15 protein-coding genes and 1 tRNA gene are annotated in these 20,737 nt (G+C 50.5%); 11 read left to right on the forward strand and 5 right to left on the reverse strand.

Features of this window, described 5'->3' with window-relative positions; translation table 11 throughout:
* Positions 1-66: 66 nt before the first annotated feature.
* The 4 genes from nspC to DWB84_RS15800 form a co-directional block, all read right to left on the reverse strand.
* On the reverse strand, positions 67-1,230 hold the full coding sequence (gene nspC / locus DWB84_RS15785) for a carboxynorspermidine decarboxylase (RefSeq protein ID WP_187410769.1): 1,164 nt from the start codon (positions 1,228-1,230) through the stop codon (positions 67-69).
* 66 nt (positions 1,231-1,296) lie between these two features.
* Positions 1,297-2,496, reverse strand: a complete 1,200-nt coding sequence (locus DWB84_RS15790; RefSeq protein ID WP_187410770.1) for a saccharopine dehydrogenase family protein — start codon at positions 2,494-2,496, stop codon at positions 1,297-1,299.
* 101 nt (positions 2,497-2,597) lie between these two features.
* Positions 2,598-4,514, reverse strand: coding sequence for a biosynthetic arginine decarboxylase (gene speA, locus DWB84_RS15795; RefSeq protein WP_222868210.1), 1,917 nt, complete (start codon positions 4,512-4,514; stop codon positions 2,598-2,600).
* A gap of 296 nt (positions 4,515-4,810) precedes the next feature.
* Positions 4,811-5,122, reverse strand: coding sequence for an HPF/RaiA family ribosome-associated protein (locus tag DWB84_RS15800; protein ID WP_187410771.1), 312 nt, complete (start codon positions 5,120-5,122; stop codon positions 4,811-4,813).
* Positions 5,123-5,434: 312 nt separating this feature from the next.
* Here DWB84_RS15800 and DWB84_RS15805 point away from each other — a divergent pair, with 312 nt between their 5' ends.
* Entirely contained in the window at positions 5,435-5,893 is a 459-nt protein-coding gene (locus DWB84_RS15805; RefSeq protein ID WP_187410772.1) for an Hsp20 family protein, read from the forward strand.
* Positions 5,894-5,933: 40 nt separating this feature from the next.
* On the opposite strand, the gene DWB84_RS15810 is transcribed toward DWB84_RS15805, so the two are convergent.
* A complete protein-coding gene (locus tag DWB84_RS15810; protein ID WP_187410773.1) occupies positions 5,934-6,920 on the reverse strand; it encodes a GlxA family transcriptional regulator in 987 nt (328 codons plus the stop codon).
* A gap of 120 nt (positions 6,921-7,040) precedes the next feature.
* Here DWB84_RS15810 and DWB84_RS15815 point away from each other — a divergent pair, with 120 nt between their 5' ends.
* The 10 genes from DWB84_RS15815 (at position 7,041) to lon (ending at position 20,503) form a co-directional block, all read left to right on the forward strand.
* Positions 7,041-8,903: a beta-ketoacyl synthase gene (locus tag DWB84_RS15815; RefSeq protein ID WP_370589737.1), complete on the forward strand. Its 1,863-nt coding sequence runs from the start codon at positions 7,041-7,043 to the stop codon at positions 8,901-8,903.
* A gap of 17 nt (positions 8,904-8,920) precedes the next feature.
* Positions 8,921-9,529, forward strand: a complete 609-nt coding sequence (locus DWB84_RS19430; protein WP_187410775.1) for a helix-turn-helix domain-containing protein — start codon at positions 8,921-8,923, stop codon at positions 9,527-9,529.
* Between the two features lie 175 nt (positions 9,530-9,704).
* Positions 9,705-11,858: a fatty acid oxidation complex subunit alpha FadB gene (gene fadB, locus DWB84_RS15825; RefSeq protein ID WP_187410776.1), complete on the forward strand. Its 2,154-nt coding sequence runs from the start codon at positions 9,705-9,707 to the stop codon at positions 11,856-11,858.
* Positions 11,859-11,868: 10 nt separating this feature from the next.
* Positions 11,869-13,044: an acetyl-CoA C-acyltransferase FadA gene (gene fadA / locus DWB84_RS15830; RefSeq protein WP_187410777.1), complete on the forward strand. Its 1,176-nt coding sequence runs from the start codon at positions 11,869-11,871 to the stop codon at positions 13,042-13,044.
* Between the two features lie 69 nt (positions 13,045-13,113).
* Positions 13,114-14,052 (forward strand): TraB/GumN family protein, encoded by a 939-nt coding sequence (locus DWB84_RS15835; RefSeq protein WP_187410778.1) that lies wholly within the window; start codon positions 13,114-13,116, stop codon positions 14,050-14,052.
* A 142-nt stretch (positions 14,053-14,194) separates the two neighbouring features.
* Positions 14,195-14,278: transfer RNA gene (locus tag DWB84_RS15840), tRNA-Leu, on the forward strand.
* Between the two features lie 65 nt (positions 14,279-14,343).
* Positions 14,344-15,669, forward strand: coding sequence for a trigger factor (gene tig / locus DWB84_RS15845; protein ID WP_187410779.1), 1,326 nt, complete (start codon positions 14,344-14,346; stop codon positions 15,667-15,669).
* Between the two features lie 169 nt (positions 15,670-15,838).
* Positions 15,839-16,480: an ATP-dependent Clp endopeptidase proteolytic subunit ClpP gene (clpP, locus tag DWB84_RS15850; protein WP_187410780.1), complete on the forward strand. Its 642-nt coding sequence runs from the start codon at positions 15,839-15,841 to the stop codon at positions 16,478-16,480.
* Positions 16,481-16,657: 177 nt separating this feature from the next.
* On the forward strand, positions 16,658-17,944 hold the full coding sequence (clpX, locus tag DWB84_RS15855) for an ATP-dependent Clp protease ATP-binding subunit ClpX (protein WP_187410781.1): 1,287 nt from the start codon (positions 16,658-16,660) through the stop codon (positions 17,942-17,944).
* 144 nt (positions 17,945-18,088) lie between these two features.
* The gene (gene lon, locus DWB84_RS15860; RefSeq protein ID WP_187410782.1) at positions 18,089-20,503 is read left to right on the forward strand and encodes an endopeptidase La; all 2,415 of its coding nucleotides are present in this window, start codon (positions 18,089-18,091) and stop codon (positions 20,501-20,503) included.
* Positions 20,504-20,737 lie beyond the last annotated feature (234 nt).

The raw sequence follows: 20,737 nt of genomic DNA on the forward strand, positions 1-20,737 counted from the left end.
CACGTGGAACGGGGCGCCCATCTTAACCTTGACTCTATCTTGTCTCTAGCGACGGTCGTCGGGTCTTTAGGAAAGTCGCTCAAGAAAATCTCGGTACTCGAACTCCTTCACAATTTTCAGCGAATCATCGCGGCTGTCGTACAGGGCGATGGCCGGAAGGGGGATACCGTTGAAGGTGGTGTTCTTGACCATGGTATAGATCGCCATGTCCTCGAACATCACGCGCTGACCAATCTGCAATGGCTGTTGGAAGCTGTAATCGCCGATCACATCGCCAGACAAACAGCTCGGTCCACCGAGACGGTAGGTATAGGGAAATTCGCCGGGTTGGCCTGACCCCGTAATGCGGGGGCGATAGGGCATTTCCAATACATCCGGCATATGACAAGTAGCGGAAGCGTCCAGAATCGCCAGATCCATACCGTTCCAATTGGTATCCAGAACTTCGGCGACAAAAATGCCTGCATTCAGGGCGATTGCCTCTCCTGGTTCCAGATACACCTGCACCTGATACTTTTCCTGGAAGGCTTTGAGACGCGCTATAAGGGCGTCGACCTGGTAATCATTGCGTGTGATGTGGTGCCCGCCACCAAAGTTGATCCACTTTATCTTAGGCAGATAGTCGGCAAACTTCGTTTCGATCACGTCCAGAGTGCGGCGCAGCGGCTCGAAATCCTGCTCACACAAGGTGTGGAAGTGCAGGCCGGTAAGACCGGTCAGATCCTGACCTTCGAACTTGGCGATCGGGATGCCCATGCGCGAGCAGGGTGCGCAAGGATCGTACATAGGGGTGGCGCCTTCCGAATGTTCCGGGTTGATGCGCAGACCGAATTCCAATTGCGGACGCTTTTTCTGTGCTGCCAAAGCCTGCTCTTTGAAGCGATTCCACTGACCGAACGAGTTGAACACCACGTGATCCGAGACATTGAGAATGGCTTCCATATCCTGTGGGCGATAGGCGGCTGCGTAAGTGTGGACTTCACCCCCAAACTTTTCCCGGCCGAGGCGCGCCTCAAACAAACCGCTGGCGCAGGTGCCCTTCAAATAGCGCATTACCAGGGGCGCCACTTCGAACATTGAAAACGCCTTGAGAGCCAACAGAATTTTCGCGCCGCTTTCTTCTTGAACCCGCCCCAGTATCTGCAGGTTGCGCTCAATGGCTGCGGCATCAACCACATAACATGGGCTGGGAACGCGGGAGAGGTCGAAGTTCTCCATGGAATGGGACATGTGCTAAATCGCTCGAATCGGTCAGAAAAAACAAAGCGGCCTCTTCTGAGGCCGCGCAGGACGGGATTAAACAGAGAGGCCAGTATCGCTCTTTTCCACCAAGGTCCATGGCAGACCGTACTTGTTGAGGTCTTCCATAAACGGATCGGGATCGAACTGTTCCATATTCCATACGCCGGGTTTCATCCACTTGTTTTCCAGCATCATCTTGGCGCCGATCATGGCAGGAACACCGGTGGTGTAGGAGATCGCTTGCGACTGCACTTCGCGGTAGCACTCTTCGTGGTCGCAAATGTTGTAGATGTAGACGATCTTCTCTTTGCCGTCCTTGATGCCTTTGGCAACACAGCCAATACAGGTGCGGCCTTTGGTCAGAGGGCCGAGGCTTGAGGGATCAGGCAATACGGACTTCAGGAATTGCAGAGGTATCACTTCCACGCCGTTGTACAACACAGGCTCGATGCTGGTCATGCCGACGTTCTGCAGGACTTCCAGGTGCTTGAGGTAGTTCTGGGAGAAGGTCATCCAGAAACGCGCGCGTTTGATTTCCGGGAAGTGCTTGACGATGGACTCCAGCTCCTCGTGGTACATCAAGTAGATGTCCATAGGGCCAATACCTTCCGGGAAGTCGAAAGTGTCTTTAACTGACAGAGGATCGGTTTCCACCCACTCGCCATTCTGCCAGTAGCGGCCTTTTGCGGTAACTTCGCGGATATTGATTTCCGGGTTGAAGTTGGTAGCAAAGGGTTGGCCGTGGTTGCCGGCGTTGGCGTCGATGATGTCCAGTTCGTGGATTTCATCGAGGCAATGCTTCTTGATATAGGCGGTATAAACGTTGGTAACGCCCGGGTCGAAGCCGCTGCCCAGCAGAGCCATCAGGCCTGCTTTCTGGAATTTATCTTGGTACGCCCACTGCCATTTGTACTCGAACTTGGCTACTTCTGGTGGTTCGTAGTTGGCGGTATCCAGGTAATGCACGCCTGCGTTCAAGCACGCGTCCATGATGTGGAGATCCTGATAGGGAAGAGCAACGTTGATAACGAGGCTGGGTTTTTCTTTTTTCAACAGCTCGGTCAGCTGTTCTACGTTGTCCGCGTCAACCTGGGCTGTGCGAATCGGGCGTGACAACTGTGCGGCAATCTTCTTGCACTTTTCCTCATTGCGGCTCGCCAGGATGATTTCTGGGAAAACATCCGGCAGCTGTGCGCATTTATGGGTGACCACGCCACCCACACCGCCGGCACCGATAATGATCACTTTGCTCATTTCAATCTCCTCAATAGTCTGCGCGCCACGCCCTTTGGGGAGTGGCTGGTTGCGCAGTGCAGTTTTTTGTCAGTGGCTAATTTGGTAAAGGCGCAGACCCATTACTTTTCGTAATAGGTATAACCGCGCATGCTGGCGGAAAACGCTTTCATGATATCGAGCCGCTCGGAAGCGGTGATACGCCCTTCGCGGACAGCCTGCTCAGCGATGCGACGGAAGCGGTCTTGCATCACTTGCGGGTTGTATTCCACGTAGCTCAATACGTCAGCAATGCTGTCGCCTTCAATTTCGTGGATGAACTCGTAGTGACCACCTTCGTTAATGCGCACGCTGACCACGTTGGTGTCGCCGAACAGGTTGTGCAGGTCGCCGAGCGTTTCCTGATAGGCCCCGACCAGGAAGGTGCCGATGTAGTACTCCTCATTCTCTTTCAGAGTGTGCAGCGGCAGGGTTCGTCGGGTGTTGTGCATATCGGCAAAGCGGTCGATCTTGCCGTCGCAGTCACAGGTGATGTCCGCAATGATCGCCTGGCGGGTTGGGCGCTCGTCCAGACGGTGGATTGGTGCTATAGGGAAGATCTGGTCGATCGCCCAAATATCCGGCAGCGACTGGAACAAGCTGAAGTTGCAGTAGTAGATGTCGGACAGCTGTTCGCGCAATCTTGGCAGTTCGCTGAACTCTTTAGGAGCATCTTCCGCCAATACCAGCAAACGCTGCATGACCTTCAGAAACAGGTTTTCTGAAAGTGAACGTGAGCGGAGATTGACCTGACCGCGCTTGAACAACTCTCTCAGTTCGTCGCGATAGAACAGGGCGTCGTTGTAGCACTCCTGCAGGTTGCGAACATTGGCGGTATTGAGCAGCTCCTTCAGATTGTGAATCATCGGGTGCTCAGCTGGGCTGATCACTTCCGGCAGCGGACCGGGCTCGAACGAGGCAACGTCGAGCACGTTGAACAGCAGGACGGAAGAGTAAGCGACAGTTGCGCGACCTGATTCGGTAATGATGGTCGGATGCTCGATCTTGTTGGGATCCAGGGTCGTCATGATGACGTCCACTATGTCCGCGCAGTATTCATCCAGGGTGTAGTTTTTTGAGTGGACATAATTGGTTTTGGAACCATCGTAGTCCACGGCCAAACCGCCACCCAAATCCAAGAAGCCCATAGGTGCGCCTTCGCGTACCAGATCCATATAAACCTGACAGGCTTCCAGTACACCAGTTCGGATGTCGCGGATGTTGGGAATTTGAGAACCCAGGTGGTAGTGGAGCAGGCGCAAGCAATCGAGCATGCCCTCTGCTTTGAGGGTGTCTACCAGATTGATCAGCTGGGCGATGGTGACACCGAAGATGCTGCGGTCGCCGCTGGTGGCATTCCAGTGGCCGCCAACCATAGAGGCGAGCTTCACGCGAATTCCGATCAACGGCTTGATGCCCAAGGCACGGCTGCGCTCGAGAATGATCGGCAGTTCGGTCGGAGTCTCGATAACGAAGAATACCCGATAGCCCATCTTGCACGCCTGCAGGCCCAGGTCGATAAACTCAGCATCTTTATAGCCGTTACAGACGATACAGGCCTCTGGCGATTCCAGATTGGCCAGGGCGATGATCAGTTCGGGTTTGGAACCGGCTTCCAGACCATGACCGTACTTGGCGCCAACCTGTGCGATTTCTTCAATAACATGGCATTGCTGGTTTACTTTGACTGGAAAGACGCCCCGATACTTTCCTTTATAACCACTTTGCTCAATCGCATTGTTAAAAGCATTGTTAAGACGAGCAATCTGCTGCGCCAGCAAATTTTCGAAGCGCACCAACACCGGCATGTCCATCCCGCGCTCTTTGATATCCTTGACCAGATCGAGCATGGATATCTTCAGAGGTCCCGATTCCCCTTGAGCGGTAACCAAGATCTCACCTTTGTCCGAAACGCTGAAGTAACCAGCGCCCCAGTCATTGATGCCATAGAGTTCAGCCGAGTGGGCGGCTGTCCAAGCGTGATGAACCATTTTGTTCAATGTCGGAATCTCTCCAAAAAAGGGTGGGGTTTGGCATGAAGGAAATGCCACCGGCTTGCGATTAGAGTGACAAGAGGGCACCGCGTTCGCAAAGGCGCGAACTATCGCAGATTTGCACTGACTTTTCCAGAAGAGATAGGGGTAAAAGACGTAAAGTACGCTCGGGTTCTTTACCTTAGTGAAGACTTAGTAATGGTTGGGATTTTGCGTTATCTAACTGAGCGCAAAACGGCAGAATTCCGTCTTGCGCCCGCCTTATGTCAGATATTTATATCAGGGGTCAAACTACCTCGCATTTATCTCTTAAATCGGATTTCGCAGGTTTCTTTTAACTTGCGCTCTGCGGCGAGAAAGGCATCTCGCACCGCAACATGTGCTGAATCGGCGTCATGAGACACAGCAATAGGTGATCCTTTAAGGTGAAGTTCAATAGAAGCTCGAAATTGTTTGCCTTTGTGTTTGCTGTTGTGCGGAATATCCAGAACTACTCGGGATCGCAGAATGTCGCGGGAATATCGGGAGAGTTTCGCCATTTTTTGGTTAATGGTGTGAGCCAGGGCAGGAGAGTGATCAATATCTCTAAATACGACGTCTGCGTCGGTTCTCATGATAGGCGACCTCCATCAGTGCCAGTTGCTGTGGGTTTTTATGTAGGCCTACGATCTAATCATGGCGGTTCCTAAAAAAAATTCAAGCCCCTTTTACAAAGTTTCTGATGGGTTGTAATTTGTTCCTATTTGAACAAATTTATTGGCGAAATATTTTTTGTCTCGCTACCGAGAAATAAAACGGATGCACGACTTGAAATATATGCTGTCGCCTATATCTAGTTCTCAGCCGGGGTTGCTTAGGGGCTTCGGTAAAGTCCGGTCAAATTATTGACGGAAAATTGTAATTTATTGCTCAATTGAGGATAAACCATGAGAACTTTAGATTTTTCCCCTCTTTATAAATCAGTTATTGGCTTTGATCGTCTGGCGCAAATCCTGGATTCTGCACATAGAGCAGAACAAGCGCAGCCTGCATACCCGCCCTACAACATCGAATTGGTTGGCGAAAATCAGTATCGCATTAGCATGGCTGTCGCCGGTTTCAGTATTCATGAAGTGGATATTGAAGTGGATCATGGACTGCTGAAAATTTCCGGTAAAAAAGCCTCTGAAAATGACAGTAGACAATTTTTGTATCGCGGAATTGCTGCACGCGATTTCGAAAGAAAATTCCAGTTGGCGGATTATGTTCGCGTGATAGGGGCAACTATGGAAAATGGCCTTTTGCATGTGGAGTTAAGGCGCGAAATTCCTGAAGCTATGAAGCCGAGAAAAATTGCTATCCAAGGTGCTACAGGTCCAAAGAAAAGTGCTAGCGAAGCAGCTTGAGTTTTAGAAGTTCCAAAAGCCGCGCACAAGCGCGGCTTTTTTATTCTGCGCTAAATAATTTTGCTCTTACGGTAGTTCGATATTGGCTCGGCGTAGTGCCGAAATATTTTTTAAATAAACTAGTAAAGTGGGATAGGTCCTGATAACCGCAGCGAAAAGCGATTTCCGCAATCGATAAGTTGCTGGTGTGCAATAGTTCACCAGCGGTGCGCATGCGCACATTTTGAGTGTATTGCAGGGGAGTTAAATTGGTGGCCGTTTTAAACCGCCGATTGAATGTGCGCAGACTCATATTCAAGCGTTTGGCAATTTGGCTCATTTGTATGTCCCAATGAGCATTTTGCTGAATCCAGGATTGTGCCTGGGCGATTTCTTCATCGGGATGCGCGTGCAAAGCTTCGTGAATCGAGACTTGTGGATAGGCTTTTCTCACTTCGTGAAAAAAATGTCGTTCCACGTGACGCGCAATGGATTCGCCAAAAAATACTTCAATAAAGTAAACCGTCAAATCTGCGAGAGAGTTAACGCTGGCAGCGCAAAAAAGATTGTCCGACCGTGTAATAAAGTGATTGCGTTTTAACACCACGCGCGGATAGCTTTCGGCAAATTTGTCGAAGTAATACCAATGGGTGGTAGCAGGGCGAAAATCCAGCAGACCTGCCTCCGCCATAAAACAACAACCTGTCCCCACTCCGGCAATAACCCCGCCGCGCTGTTTTTGGTTAACCAGCCAGGGCAGTACCGCTTGGTTGTTTTTGATAACGCTTTTGGGGTTGCGCCAGAGAGCCGGCAGATAAGTGATGGTAGATGTTTCTATGTCGTGAATACTGCAATCCGGCTGGAGCATCATCCCCGTATGAGTTTTGACCGGTTTGCCATTTACGGAGGCGAGCCGGAATTCAATCGGAACCATCTTGGATCGCGAAGCGGCTTTGTGCATAGCTTCCGCAGCGTGGAATTGCTCCATGGGAAGCGCAACGCTTGTCGCCAGCATCTGCTCACATAGAAAAAAGGTAATAGATGTCATTAATGGTGGTGGCCATTTTGCCCGGGGTCGATGGCCAGTTTGCCCTTAGCGTTACGTGGTTTCAACCCTAAACTGCGCGTTATTCAAATTAAACAAAAGAAGGGTTGTGCAGTGGCAAACATTACCCGGTTACCCGTAGTTGTAGGGTTTGGTGGTTTTAATGCGGCAGGTCGATCTTCCGGTCATCGTTCATATGAGCGGATGATATTTGAAAGTTTGACATCTACAGAGAAAAACGCCGTTATCAGGTCCTTGGCCAGTCTGATGGGTAAAGCGGTTGAAGGCTTGGAAGGCGCAGCGCTGGAAAGCGCCGTTCTTGCGGGTACGCTGGTCCGTCGAATCGAGTCAAGTTTTTTCCCGGTTGAGGCAGCGCCTGTTTCACGCCGTTGTCGTGTAACAGGATCGGAATCCAATCCTATTCGTATAGTTCTCTCTCACCGCGACCTACCCAGTCCTTTGCCTGAGGGATGGAAGATCATCAGTGACAGCGCGGGCAGTTGCGCAATTGAAATCGCCCATGAGCAGCATTTCACTGTAGAGACGGCACAAGAAATGGCGGTTCAAGCGGCGGGCCAATTGCCCAGCGGTTTTAACCCAGGAGCACACTACAAATCCACTCACCATCCGCGCGGCTTGCAACTCAACATATTGGCTGCGTCAGATGCCGTTCATTCGATGGGGATCGATTGGGAAGTGATCTGTCGGGAAGTTTCACCTGATCAGATCGGCGTCTACAGCAGCAGTGTTATGAGCCAACTCGACAACAACGGGTTTGGCGGAATGTTGCAAGCCCGTCTGCGCGGTGAGCGCGTTTCGTCCAAGCAGTTGGCGTTGGGCTTGAATACCATGCCAGCTGACTTCGTGAATGCTTATGTATTGGGTAGTGTCGGCGTTACAGGCGGCGTGACGGGAGCGTGTGCCACTTTCCTTTACAACCTGCGCGCAGGCGTAGAAGACATCAAAGCAGGGCGTCGTCGCGTGGTATTGGTTGGCAGTGCAGAAGCGCCCATTTTGCCGGAAGTTATCGACGGTTATGCCGCAATGAGCGCGTTGGCAACGGACGCGGATCTGCGCAAGTTAACTGGCAGCCAAGAGATCGACTACCGACGCGCGAGCCGTCCTTTTGGCGAGAACTGCGGATTTACCCTCGCAGAATCTGGCCAATATGTTGTTTTAATGGACGACGAGCTGGCGCTGCAAATGGGAGCTCAGATCTTCGCAGCGGTCCCGGGCGTGTATGTCCATGCCGACGGTTTCAAAAAATCGATTTCCGCACCAGGTCCTGGCAATTACATCACTATGGCGAAAGCTGCATCTTTGGCGGCGAATATCCTGGGTGTGGATGCGTTACGTCACTCAAGTTTTGTGCAGGCGCACGGCTCCAGCACACCACAAAACCGGGTAACAGAATCGCGCATATTCGATCAGGTTGCACAGGCGTTTGGAGTTGAATCATGGCCGGTTGCCGCTGTTAAGGCCTACCTGGGTCATTCACTTGGCCCCGCCAGTGGTGATCAGATGGCAACCACTCTTGGTGTATTTGCCAGAGGCATTTTGCCGGGAATCAAAACCATTGATGCCGTCGCAGCGGACGTTTACGCCGATCGGCTCAGCATCTCCCGACAGGACCAAAATCTCGGCAAAGAGAAGGTCAAAATCGGCTTGCTGAACTCTAAAGGTTTCGGTGGCAACAACGCGACGGCGACCGTGTTTTCCCCGGAAGTTGCGCAAAGTTTGCTGCAGAAACGTCATGGCTCTGCAGTGTGGAGTGCTTATCTCGGTAAGCTGGAAACTGTCAAAGCGCATGCGGCGAAATATCTGCAGGATGCCGATGAAGGAAAGCTTATGCCTATCTACGAATTTGGATCTCGTATGATTTCAGAGGAGGAAATCCAACTGAATGATCACGAGATCAAAATTCCTGGCTATGACAAGGCAATTGCGCTTGGCGGCTATGACGGATTTGAAGATTTGGCGCATTGATCAGCACGGTTTCATTTATGACTGAAGACGCTGCGCAGGAATTGCAGGCATCGGTGGCAGAGCGCGACTTTGATGTTGGTGCTCGCCTGCGCCGATTGCGCCAGGAGCGGGGCCTGTCGCAGAGGGAGTTGGCGCGGCGGGCAGGAATGACAAATGCCAATTTGTCGATGATCGAACAGGGTAGGGTCAGCCCTTCCGTCGCGACATTGGAGCGGATTTTAACGGCGCTTCCTATGTCTCTGGGGGACTTCTTCCAGGCGGACCTTAATTCAACGCCCGTCGTATACTCGCCGGCGGCGCAGGAACTCATTCGGTACGAAGGGTGCGATTGTTATTTGGTGTTGGGTCAAAATGCTGGTATGCCTAGCGTAGCGCAACTTGTTTTAGCTCCTGGAGGTATGTTTCGCGGTGAAACGCTACCTTTGGCTCCCGGTTGGATTTCCGGGGTAGTGCAAGCGGGCGAATTGAAGCTTTATGTAGGAGACGCAGCCCACCTGGTAAAAAAGGGCGACATGTTTCAGTTTTACTCCCGTCGGGGTTATAGAGTAGAAAACCCTTCGCCTCACGAAGGTTCTCTTGTTATCACTAGCTTTTCCTATGATCCCAACACTCAGGTTCATTCGTAGGAAAGTCTTAATCTTCAGCGCCAGTATTTACTACTCCCGCGGAGTAAAGCTCATCCTTTGACTGTCATTCATAGTTGGATTGATCCATACTTAGGCGCAATCAAACAGGTGTTACGTTCGGCCTCCGTCGAGCGTAACGGCAGATAATGAAAAAGCGAACGGGATTGAGGGTGCGATGATTTTTTCTGGCCAAGCCATAAGAGTCGAAGACTCCGGGGAAGGGCTCCTGCATTTGCAGTTCGATTTGCAGGGCGAATCGGTAAACAAGTTTAACCTGCTGCTCTCCCGTGAATTGGGACAAGCTCTCGACGCAATCGAGAGTGCGGCGGGTGTCAAAGGACTGCTAATCTCCAGCGCTAAAAGCGCCTTTATGGTAGGCGCCGACGTCACAGAATTTGGTCCCGTCTTTGCGCAAGGTGAAGAAGCCATTCGTAAACACCTTGCGGCAAATGTCCGCAGCTTTAATCGCATCGAAGATCTCCCATTTCCGACGGTTGTGGCTATCGAAGGCTATGCCTTGGGTGGCGGATTGGAAATCTGTCTGGCCTGTGATTTTCGTATCATGAGTACAACAGCCAAAATTGGCTTACCGGAAACCAAATTAGGTCTTGTCCCTGGCTGGGGCGGAACCGTGCGTCTGCCTCGCTTGGTTGGTCTGGACACGGCCATCGAGTGGATTGCCAGTGCGGGCGAATATAAGGGCGAGCAGGCGTTAAAAGCCGGTGTGGTGGATGGTGTTGTAGCCCCTGATGTACTGCTTCCTGCTGCGCTTGAAGTCCTAAAACGCGCCGCTTCCGGTAACTTGCCTTATCAGCAAAGACGCGAGCAAAAGAAAGCTCCGCTGCGCCATAACGATATGGAAGGTTTGCTGGCTTTCGAAAGCGCCAAGATGTTCGTCGGTGCTCAAGCAGGCCGCAATTATCCGGCCCCGGTTTCAGCCATCAAAGCAATGCAGGATGGTGCGAAACTTGGACGCGACGAAGCTCAAGTCATAGAAGCCAATACGTTTATCAAACTGGCTCAGACATCCGCAGCGAAAAATCTGGTCGGCCTTTTCCTCAGCGATCAATTCATCGGTAAAAAAGCCAAACAATGGGAAAAGCAATCGGATAAAGCGGTCGCACGAGCTGCTGTTTTGGGCGCCGGTATTATGGGCGGTGGTATTGCCTATCAATCCGCCAGTCGTGGCGTTCCCATCAAAATGAAGGACATCAACCAGAAGGGTATCGATCAGGGCTTGGCGGAAGCGGCCAAACTGCTGGAAAAGCGTGTTGAGAAAGGCAAATTGACTCCCGCTCAAATGGCCGAAACCCTAAATCGAATCGAACCGACACTGCGCTACGATGGTTTTGCCAATGTGGACTTGGTGGTTGAAGCGGTAGTCGAAAACCCCAAAGTCAAAAAAGCGGTGTTGGCGGAAGTGGAACAGCATATAGATCCTTCTGCGATTCTCTGCAGCAACACCTCAACAATTTCCATTGATACTCTCGCCGAAGGTCTTACACGCCCGGAAAACTTTTGCGGCATGCACTTTTTCAATCCAGTGCATGCAATGCCATTGGTTGAAGTCATTCGCGGAGAAAAAACATCAGATCGAGCTGTCGCTCGTACCGTTGCCTACGCTAACGCTCTCGGCAAAAAGCCGGTCGTAGTGCGCAATTGCCCAGGATTTTTGGTTAATCGCGTGTTATTTCCGTACTTTGCCGGATTCTCCATGCTGGTCCGCGACGGCGCCGATTTTCAGGCCATTGATAAAGTGATGGAGCGCTGGGGCTGGCCGATGGGGCCGGCTTATCTTCTGGATGTCGTAGGCCTGGATACAGCCGTTCATGCGCAAGGCGTGATGGCGGAAGGTTTTCCGGAACGGATGGTCAATACATTCAATCCTGCGCCCGACATTCTGTTTAAAGCGGGACGTTTAGGGCAGAAAAACGGCAAAGGTTTCTACAACTACGAAACGGATAAAAAAGGTAAGCCGAACAAGGTTCCTACTCCTGAGACCTACGAATTGCTCAGCGCGCATGTGGCGCCACGCAAAGAATTTGGCGACGAAGAAATCATTGCACGCATGATCGTTCCTATGGCGACCGAATTGGCGCGCTGCCTGGAAGAGGGCGTGGTGGCTTCTCCAGCGGAAGCGGATATGGCCCTGATATACGGTCTTGGATTCCCTCCGTTCCGCGGCGGTATTTTCCGTTGGTTGGACGAGCAGGGAATATCTAATTTCGTCGCACTGGCGAAGCAGTATTCAGATCTGGGACCTTTGTATCAGGTAACCCCGGGCATGTTGTCGTTGGCCTCGGAAGGCAAAACCTATTATCAGGCGTGAGGAAAAAAGCGTGAGTTTGAAGCCAAGAGATGCCGTTATTGTTGATTACGCACGTACCCCAATGGGACGTTCGAAAAATGGCTGTTTCCGATTTCTGCGCGCAGATGAAATGAGCGCGATTCTCCTCAATCGGCTGCTGGAAAGAAATTCCGCTCTGGATCCTGCCACAGTCGACGATGTGATTTGGGGCTGTGTGATGCAGCGTGAAGAGCAAGGTTTCAATATTGCCCGCAACATCATTCTGCGCACGCGCATGCCGCACACAGTACCTGGACAAACAGTTAACCGTTTGTGTGGCTCTTCAATGTCAGCCCTTCACACCGCAGTCGCCAACATTGCCGCTGGCTGGGGCGATGTGTACCTAGTGGGTGGGGTAGAGCATATGGGGCACCTGGACATGAATTCGTCAGTCGATCCCAATCCTTTGCTTGGCTTGTCTGTTGCTAAAGCCGCAGGGTCTATGGGAATGACGGCGGAATATTTATCCCTCCTGCACGGTATCACCCGTGAGCAGATGGACGCCTTTGGCGCTCGCTCTCATCAGCGCGCTGCTGCAGCAACAAAAGAAGGCAAATTTGATCGCGAGATTATCCCTATAGTAGGGCACGATGAAAAAGGCGCTCCGATTCTGGTGACGCACGACGAGACGATTCGTCCAGAGACCACTGTTGAAGTGCTTGCAACTCTGAAACCCGTCTTTAATCCCAAGGGTGGCACTATTACCGCTGGAACTTCGTCGCAAGTAACAGATGGTGCATCAGCAATGATCGTGATGTCCGCCGAACGGGCGCAATCATTGGGAATGAAGCCCATAGCCAAGATAGTGGCGGGCACTGTCGTGGGAGTGGATCCATCAATTATGGGATATGGCCCCGTGCCGGCGTGTCAAAAGCTTCTAAAAAATGCCAATTTGAGTATGTCAGATATCGATGCTTTGGAACTTAACGAAGCTTTTGCGGCGCAGGCGCTTCCAGTTCTAAAGGATCTCAAATTGCTCGATGACATGGATAGCAAAGTGAACCTGTATGGTGGAGCGATTGCGCTTGGGCACCCGTTCGGATGCTCGGGAACCCGAATCACCGGAACTCTTTTATCCGTTATGCAAGATAAAAATGCCACCCTGGGCATTGCAACCATGTGCATTGGTTTGGGGCAAGGCATAGCGACTCTAGTGGAACGGCTCTAGCCGTTAGTGGCTGAGGTGCAATCCGGTGCGCTTCAGCCTTTCGAATCCTGATTTGTCTGAAGTGACCTCATGAATTCACACAAAGTAGTGCGAGACGTTTCGTTCTTCTTTTGTCGTCTCGTTCCCTATTTGGTTCTTTTGTGTCTTTCTTTTCAGGCAAAGGCGGAGGTCAGTCAGCCAGCATTTTGGGAAGTTCGCAAGGGCGATAGCGTTCTTTATTTAATGGGATCGATGCACTTCGGGCATCCGGATTTCTACCCCATGCCTAAGACTATAGAAGACGCATTCGCTAAAGCGGACAGGCTGGTGGTGGAAGTCAATCTGCTGAACTTGTCTCCCCAGGCTGCGCAAATTGTGTTCAAGCATGGCGGGTTGCAGCAGGGGCAAACTTTAAAGGATGTCATTTCACCCTCCACTTACCGGCTTCTGCAAAATCACGTACAGAAAACCAATGTGCCGATCAATGCATTTCATCGATTTCAGCCCTGGTACGTCACCCTATTGCTCGTAGAAACGGAAATACGTAAAACCGAGCTGCAGCAGCAATTGGGCGTCGATCTCTATTTCCTAAAAAAAGCGTCTGGAACCGAAAAGCCAATTGATGAATTGGAAACGCTGGAATCGCAGCTCAGCCTCTTCAGTACCTTTTCTCTAAAGGAGCAGGAGAGATTTTTGCGCCAGACTCTTCAGGATCTACAAAATGGCCGCGACTATCTGACGAAGATGGCTGAAGCTTGGCGTCAAGGTAATGTGGATGTGCTCGAACAAACGTTGATCGAGCCGTTTCGTGCGCAGAAAGATTCACAGCAGTTGTTCGATCGGATGTTTACCCGCAGAAACAAAAAAATGGTTTCCGCAGTAGAGCGTTATCTGCAAAAAGGCCAGCGCGTTTTTCTGGTTGTTGGCGTCGGCCACATGCTTGGGGATGATGGGATTGTCTCATTGTTGCAGCGCCGCGGCATCCAGGTTGAGCGTGTTTTAAGCGCCGCCCCGCAAAAAAATCTCTAGCCCCGCGATCCCACGGGACTTCCTTGTGCCGTCCAGCTATGGCACAATTCCCACCCCTCAAATGAGGCTCAGTCGGAGAAAGTAAGTTTTCCCTTTAAAATCAGCGGATTACTTCGATTAGCTCTCGTGTGACTTTAATTGTGCGGTCGTGGCGGAATTGGTAGACGCGCTGGATTTAGGTTCCAGTGTCCCTGGCGTGAGAGTTCGAGTCTCTCCGACCGCACCACTTATTTAATGACGCAGTCATTTCGCAGAACACCCTTTTTCCTTTTTGAATAGACGAGGCAGAGAATGCAAGTTTCGATCGAAACAACGTCTGGCTTGGAACGACGCCTGACCGTTGGAGTTCCGGCTGATGTAATTGATAACGAGGTCAACAAGCGGTTACAAGAAGCCGCTAAAAAAGTCCGCATCAACGGATTCCGCCAAGGAAAAGTGCCTCTTAAAGTGGTGTCGCAGAAGTTTGGTGCGGGCATTCGTCAAGAAGTTCTGGGAGACACTATCAGCCGATCTTTCCAGGAAGCGGTCCGTCAGAAAGATCTGAAACCAGCCGGTCAACCACGCATCGAGCCCAAGCAGTTCGAAGAAGGTAAGGATCTCGAATACATTGCGACTTTCGAGGTATTCCCCGAGATCGACGTTAAGTACATCGATGGCGTCGAAATCACCCAGTACGCAGCAGAAATCTCTGAAGCAGACGTTGATGAGATGATTGAAACTCTGCGTAAAAGCCAAGCCGGTTGGGCTTCTGTCGATCGTGCAGCCGCAGACGGCGACCGCGTCAATATCGACTTCGTGGGAACCAAAGACGGCGAAGCATTTGATGGCGGCACTGCGACTGGCTACAACCTGCAGCTTGGCTCCAATACCATGATTCCTGGATTCGAGTCCGGTATCGTTGGTTTGAAGGCTGGCGAAACCAAAACTTTGAACCTGGTCTTCCCTGAAGATTACCAAGTTGAGTCCCTCAAAGGTGCTGCTGTTGAGTTCAAGGTGACCTTGAATTCTGTCTCTGAGCAAAAACTTCCTGAGCTGGACGACGCTTTCTTCGCTTCATTTGGCGTAAAAGAAGGTGGACTGGAGAAATTCCGCGCTGATGTAAAAGAAAACATGGAGCGCGAGAAGGAGCGCATGATCAAGAACAAGCTGAAAATTCAGGTTCTTGATGCTTTGTTGGCAGCCAACCCCATCGAAGTGCCTAAAGCGCTGGTCCAGAATGAAATTGATGCATTGCGTCAGCAAGCAGTACAGCAGTATGGCCAATTGGCGGCCCGACTGGATGTGCGCTCGCTGCTGCCCGACGACCTGTTCCGTAAGCGCGCTGAGCGCCGAACTGCTCTGGGACTGCTGATTTCAGAAGTTGTTACCAAAGAAAAGATCACGGTAGACAACGATCGCGTACGTCAGCTGGTAGAAAGTATCGCTGCTACTTATGAAGATCCGGAAAGCGTCATCAAGTACTACTACAGCAACAATGAGCTGTTGTCTGGTGCGCGAGCTGCGGTTCTCGAAGACCAAGTGGTTGACCTTTTGGCTGCAAAAGCATCGATCAATACCAAGACAGTCGGCTATCAAGAGCTGATCAAGCCTGAAAACGACGCCGAAGGCGACGAATAAATACTCAAATTGTTCTTAAAATGACTGGCATCGCTGTAAAGCGGCGATGCCAGGCTCTTCAAACTGGCATATCTCCTACGCACGAGTTAAGCTTTCTAAAAGCTGTCTAATCCAACTCTTATAACCAAAACAAACTCGGCCACTCACCATATCCAAGGAAAAAGAAAATATGTCCAAATTTGATACTTTTGGTTCTGTAGCGTCATCACCTCTTAGTGCACTTGTGCCGATAGTGGTGGAGCAGACAGCCAGAGGAGAGCGGTCTTACGACATTTATTCAAGGTTATTAAAGGAGCGTGTCATATTCTTGGTTGGCCCCGTAGAAGATCACATGGCTAATCTCGTAGTGGCACAACTATTGTTTCTTGAGGCTGAGAATCCAGATAAAGATATCCATCTGTATATCAACTCACCTGGCGGTTCGGTTACCGCGGGAATGTCCATTTACGACACCATGCAATTCATCAAGCCCGACGTAAGTACCATGTGTATTGGTCAGGCATGTAGCATGGGAGCTTTCCTGCTGACAGCGGGGGCTAAAGGGAAGCGTTATTGTTTGCCAAATGCGCGCACAATGATCCACCAGCCATCTGGCGGAGCGCAGGGACAGGCAACTGACATCCATATTCACGCTCAGGAAATTCTGAAGATCAGAGAGCGGCTCAACCAACTGATGGCATTCCATACAGGGCGTAGTGTTGAGGAGATTGCACGGGACACAGAAAGGGATAACTTTATGAGCGCGCAGGAGTCGAAGGCGTACGGTTTGGTTGATGAGGTTCTTACCAAGCGCGTCCTGGCGGAGGGTTAATCAGGGGGCTGGCGCCTCTTGATACTTCCACCCTGTATTAGATGAGGAAGAACTCTTGAAACGTGAAACTCAAATAAACCTCTGTGCTGGATAGATTTGATCTTAGGCGCGTCTATACGCGTCAATCCAGTGAAACTATGGTTTAATTGATTCAATGCAATCTGGCGGAGAGGTTTAATGACCGACCACACCAACGATAATGACGACAACGGCAAACTGCTTTACTGCTCTTTTTGTGGCAAAAGCCAGCATGAAGTGCGCAAGCTGATTGCAGGGCCTTCAGTCTTCATTTGTGATGAATGTGTCGACCTATGTAACGACATCATTCGCGAAGAGATCCAAGAGAACACGCAAGAGGGTGCCGGCGACAAACTGCCGACTCCTAAAGAAATTGCTGCAACTCTAGATGAGTACGTAATCGGCCAGGTGGATGCCAAAAAGGTATTGGCTGTTGCCGTTTACAACCATTACAAACGGTTGCGGGTCGGCAACAAGAAAAAGAGCAAAGAAGATGTAGAGCTCGGCAAGAGCAATATTCTTCTGGTAGGTCCGACCGGTAGCGGCAAGACGTTATTGGCTGAGACCTTGGCTCGTTTGCTGAACGTTCCATTTACCATTGCTGACGCAACGACTCTGACCGAAGCAGGGTATGTGGGTGAAGATGTTGAGAACATCATTCAGAAGCTCCTGCAGAAATGCGATTACGATGTCGAGAAAGCCCAGCAGGGCATCGTCTACATTGACGAAATCGATAAGATCTCCCGCAAATCAGACAATCCTTCTATCACCCGCGACGTGTCCGGTGAAGGTGTACAGCAGGCATTGCTCAAACTGATCGAGGGTACGATTGCCTCTGTGCCTCCACAGGGCGGCAGAAAACATCCGCAACAAGAGTTTCTGCAGGTAGATACATCAAATATCTTGTTTATCTGCGGCGGCGCTTTCGCGGGCTTGGACAGAATCATTCGTGATCGATCTGAAAAAGGCGGTATCGGTTTCGGTGCCGAAGTGAAGAGTAAGGACAGCAAAAATATCGGTCAGACTCTAAAAGGGCTGGAGACGGAAGACCTGATCAAATATGGCCTGATCCCGGAATTTGTTGGCCGTTTGCCGGTTATAGCGACGCTTGAAGAGTTGGATAAGGCCGCTCTGGTTGCGATTCTGACGGAGCCAAAAAACTCCCTGGTCAAACAATATCGCAAATTGTTTGAAATGGAGGGGGTTGAGATTGACTTCCGTGATGACGCTTTGGATGCAGTTGCTACCAAGGCAATGGAACGGAAAACGGGCGCCCGGGGACTCCGGTCTATTATGGAGTCTGTGTTGCTAGACACTATGTTCCGTCTGCCATCGGAAAGAAATGTTGCGAAAGTTGTGATCGACGCTTCTGTTATCCGTGGCGAATCTGCACCCCTTATTGTTTACGAGAAGCAGAACACGCAGAAGGCAATGCCAGATGATTAATGGTTGCTCTGTTTTGTTGTGACATATTGCAAGAAAGGGCTCATCAGGGCCCTTTTTTGCTTTATCAAACTTGCATTTGAAATAAACGCCCCAAATTCGATGTCGTAATAATCGATCAGACATCTCGAACAAAGAGAGGGTTACATGACTAATCGCGAAAAGTCTTCCAATGGCATAACTTTACCTCTGCTTCCTCTGCGAGATGTGGTGGTCTATCCGCACATGGTTATTCCATTATTTGTCGGAAGAAGTAAATCCATTGCCGCGCTCGAGCGGGCAATGGCGGACGACAAACAAGTATTACTCGTTGCCCAAAAAACACCCTCCGTAGACGATCCCGGCGCTGACGATTTGTACACTGTCGGCACCATTTCCCAGATTCTGCAAATACTAAAGCTCCCTGATGGCACCGTTAAAGTTTTGGTAGAAGGAAAGGAGCGCTCAGAAATCAGCCAAATCGAAGGTGAAGCCTATTTTCAGGCTCTGGCGACGCCAATTTCCGGCACTGAACCAAATGCAAGAGAAGCTGAGGCCCTGGCAAAAACTCTGCTAAATGGTTTTGAGCAATACGTCAATTTGAGTAAAAAAGTTCCTTCCGAAGTGCTGACTTCGATTACCGGAATTGATGAGCCGGGCCGTTTGGCGGATACGGTTGCTGCTCATATGTCGTTGGATTTGGCTCAGAAGCAGCAAATTCTCGAGATATACGATGTCACTGAACGAGTAGAACATCTGGTCGGCCTCATGGAGACCGAGGCTGAATTATTTCAGGTTGAAAAACGTATTCGCGGCCGCGTTAAAAAACAAATGGAAAAAAGTCAGCGCGAATACTATTTGAATGAGCAAATGAAAGCCATTCAGCGCGAACTTGGTGAGTTGACTGATGAGCCTAATGAAATCGAAGAGCTCGAGAAGAAAATCGCCAACGCTGGTATGCCGAAAGAAGCGGAAGGCAAAACCCGTGCGGAATTAAATAAATTGAAAATGATGTCTCCAATGTCTGCGGAGGCGTCAGTGGTTCGCTCTTATATCGACTGGATGGTCAATGTGCCTTGGACCAAGCGCAGCAAGGTTCGACACGATCTTGCTGCAGCGGAGGAAATTCTCGAGGCCGACCATTATGGCTTGGAGGAGGTAAAAGAGCGGATCCTGGAATATTTGGCTGTGCAGCAACGGGTGAAAAAAGTTAAAGGGCCTGTGCTGTGCTTGGTTGGCCCTCCGGGTGTCGGTAAAACATCTCTCGGCGAGTCTATTGCCAGGGCAACCAATCGCAAGTTTGTCCGCATGGCCTTAGGTGGCGTGCGCGATGAGGCGGAAATCCGCGGCCACAGACGCACTTACATCGGGTCCTTGCCAGGAAAACTCATTCAAAAAATGTCAAAAGTCGGCGTGAAAAACCCGCTTTTCCTATTGGATGAAGTTGACAAAATGGGCATGGATCATCGCGGTGATCCTGCATCTGCGTTGCTGGAAGTTCTTGATCCTGAACAAAACAGCCACTTCAACGATCACTATTTGGAGGTCGATTATGACCTTTCAGATGTGATGTTTATTTGTACTTCTAATACGATGAATATTCCCGGCCCATTGCTGGATCGTATGGAAGTCATTCGTATTCCTGGCTACACCGAAGACGAGAAAGTGAATATCGCTTCCCGTTATTTGATTCCTAAGCAGATGAAAAATAACGGTTTAAAAGAAGGTGAAATTCATTTTGCGGAACAGGCGATTCGTGACATCGTGCGTTATTACACTCGGGAAGCGGGTGTTCGTGGATTGGACCGTGAGATTGCCAAAATTTGCCGAAAAGTTGTCACACAAAACGTTAAGAAAAATAAGGCAGCGGCTCACACAATCGATTCTTCTCAGTTGGAAGAATACTTAGGTGTTCGTAAACACGATTTTGGTCGAGCAGAAGAAAAGAATCAGGTGGGACAGGTTACTGGTCTTGCCTGGACTCAGGTTGGCGGCGAACTGTTGACTATCGAAGCATCGGTTGTGAAAGGCAAAGGGCGTCTGGTGAAAACTGGATCTTTGGGCGATGTGATGCAAGAGTCGATTCAAGCCGCTATAACAGTTGTTCGTTCTCGATCTCAGGTTCTTGGCGTAGCGCCTGATTTCAGTGAGAAGCATGATTTGCATATCCACGTCCCGGAAGGGGCTACACCTAAAGATGGACCGAGCGCCGGTATCGCTATGTGCACGGCGTTGGTGTCCGTCTACTGCAATATCCCGGTCAGGGCAGATGTTGCTATGACTGGGGAAATTACCTTGCGGGGAGAGGTGTTAAAAATTGGTGGACTGAAAGAGAAGTTGTTGGCTGCCCATCGCGGCGGCATCAGGACGGTTATCATTCCGAAGGATAATGAAGCAGATTTGCGGGAGATCCCGGACAATATTAAAGCGGATCTGCAAATCAAGCCGGTCAAATGGATTGATGAGGTTCTTGCAATAGCACTACAGCACATGCCAACACCTTATACGGATGAAGAGTATCGGGCTTTAGAGGCAAAAGCTTTTGATCACGCTCGTGATGAAAGCAGAATGAGCACTCATTAAACAGTTGACCACAATTGCAGCAGCTAAATTTACGGCAGATAGTCAATTTGGCGTATATCCTTGTTGTTTGCGATGTGATGCGGGCTTAAGTTAACCAAAATCAGCTCGCGTCCTTGACCGGCCAAACCGCAGTTGGTATAAATCGCAGTCCGTCGAACATTACTAGAAGGCTTGGCGCTGTAACCAAGTGAGTGCCCTTGATTACCGTCGTTCCAATGCCTAAATAATCATCTT

Source organism: Saccharophagus sp. K07 (assembly GCF_014336955.1).
Lineage (GTDB): Bacteria > Pseudomonadota > Gammaproteobacteria > Pseudomonadales > Cellvibrionaceae > UBA5868.

Bases quoted from the DNA above. Each gene is read 5' to 3' on its own strand.
- nspC (WP_187410769.1), bottom strand. From the start codon at position 1,230: ATGTCCCATTCCATGGAGAACTTCGACCTCTCCCGCGTTCCCAGCCCA.
- DWB84_RS15790 (WP_187410770.1), bottom strand. From the start codon at position 2,496: ATGAGCAAAGTGATCATTATCGGTGCCGGCGGTGTGGGTGGCGTGGTC.
- DWB84_RS15800 (WP_187410771.1), bottom strand. From the start codon at position 5,122: ATGAGAACCGACGCAGACGTCGTATTTAGAGATATTGATCACTCTCCT.
- DWB84_RS15805 (WP_187410772.1), top strand. From the start codon at position 5,435: ATGAGAACTTTAGATTTTTCCCCTCTTTATAAATCAGTTATTGGCTTT.
- DWB84_RS15810 (WP_187410773.1), bottom strand. From the start codon at position 6,920: ATGACATCTATTACCTTTTTTCTATGTGAGCAGATGCTGGCGACAAGC.
- DWB84_RS19430 (WP_187410775.1), top strand. From the start codon at position 8,921: ATGACTGAAGACGCTGCGCAGGAATTGCAGGCATCGGTGGCAGAGCGC.
- fadB (WP_187410776.1), top strand. From the start codon at position 9,705: ATGATTTTTTCTGGCCAAGCCATAAGAGTCGAAGACTCCGGGGAAGGG.
- DWB84_RS15835 (WP_187410778.1), top strand. From the start codon at position 13,114: ATGAATTCACACAAAGTAGTGCGAGACGTTTCGTTCTTCTTTTGTCGT.
- tig (WP_187410779.1), top strand. From the start codon at position 14,344: ATGCAAGTTTCGATCGAAACAACGTCTGGCTTGGAACGACGCCTGACC.
- clpP (WP_187410780.1), top strand. From the start codon at position 15,839: ATGTCCAAATTTGATACTTTTGGTTCTGTAGCGTCATCACCTCTTAGT.
- clpX (WP_187410781.1), top strand. From the start codon at position 16,658: ATGACCGACCACACCAACGATAATGACGACAACGGCAAACTGCTTTAC.
- lon (WP_187410782.1), top strand. From the start codon at position 18,089: ATGACTAATCGCGAAAAGTCTTCCAATGGCATAACTTTACCTCTGCTT.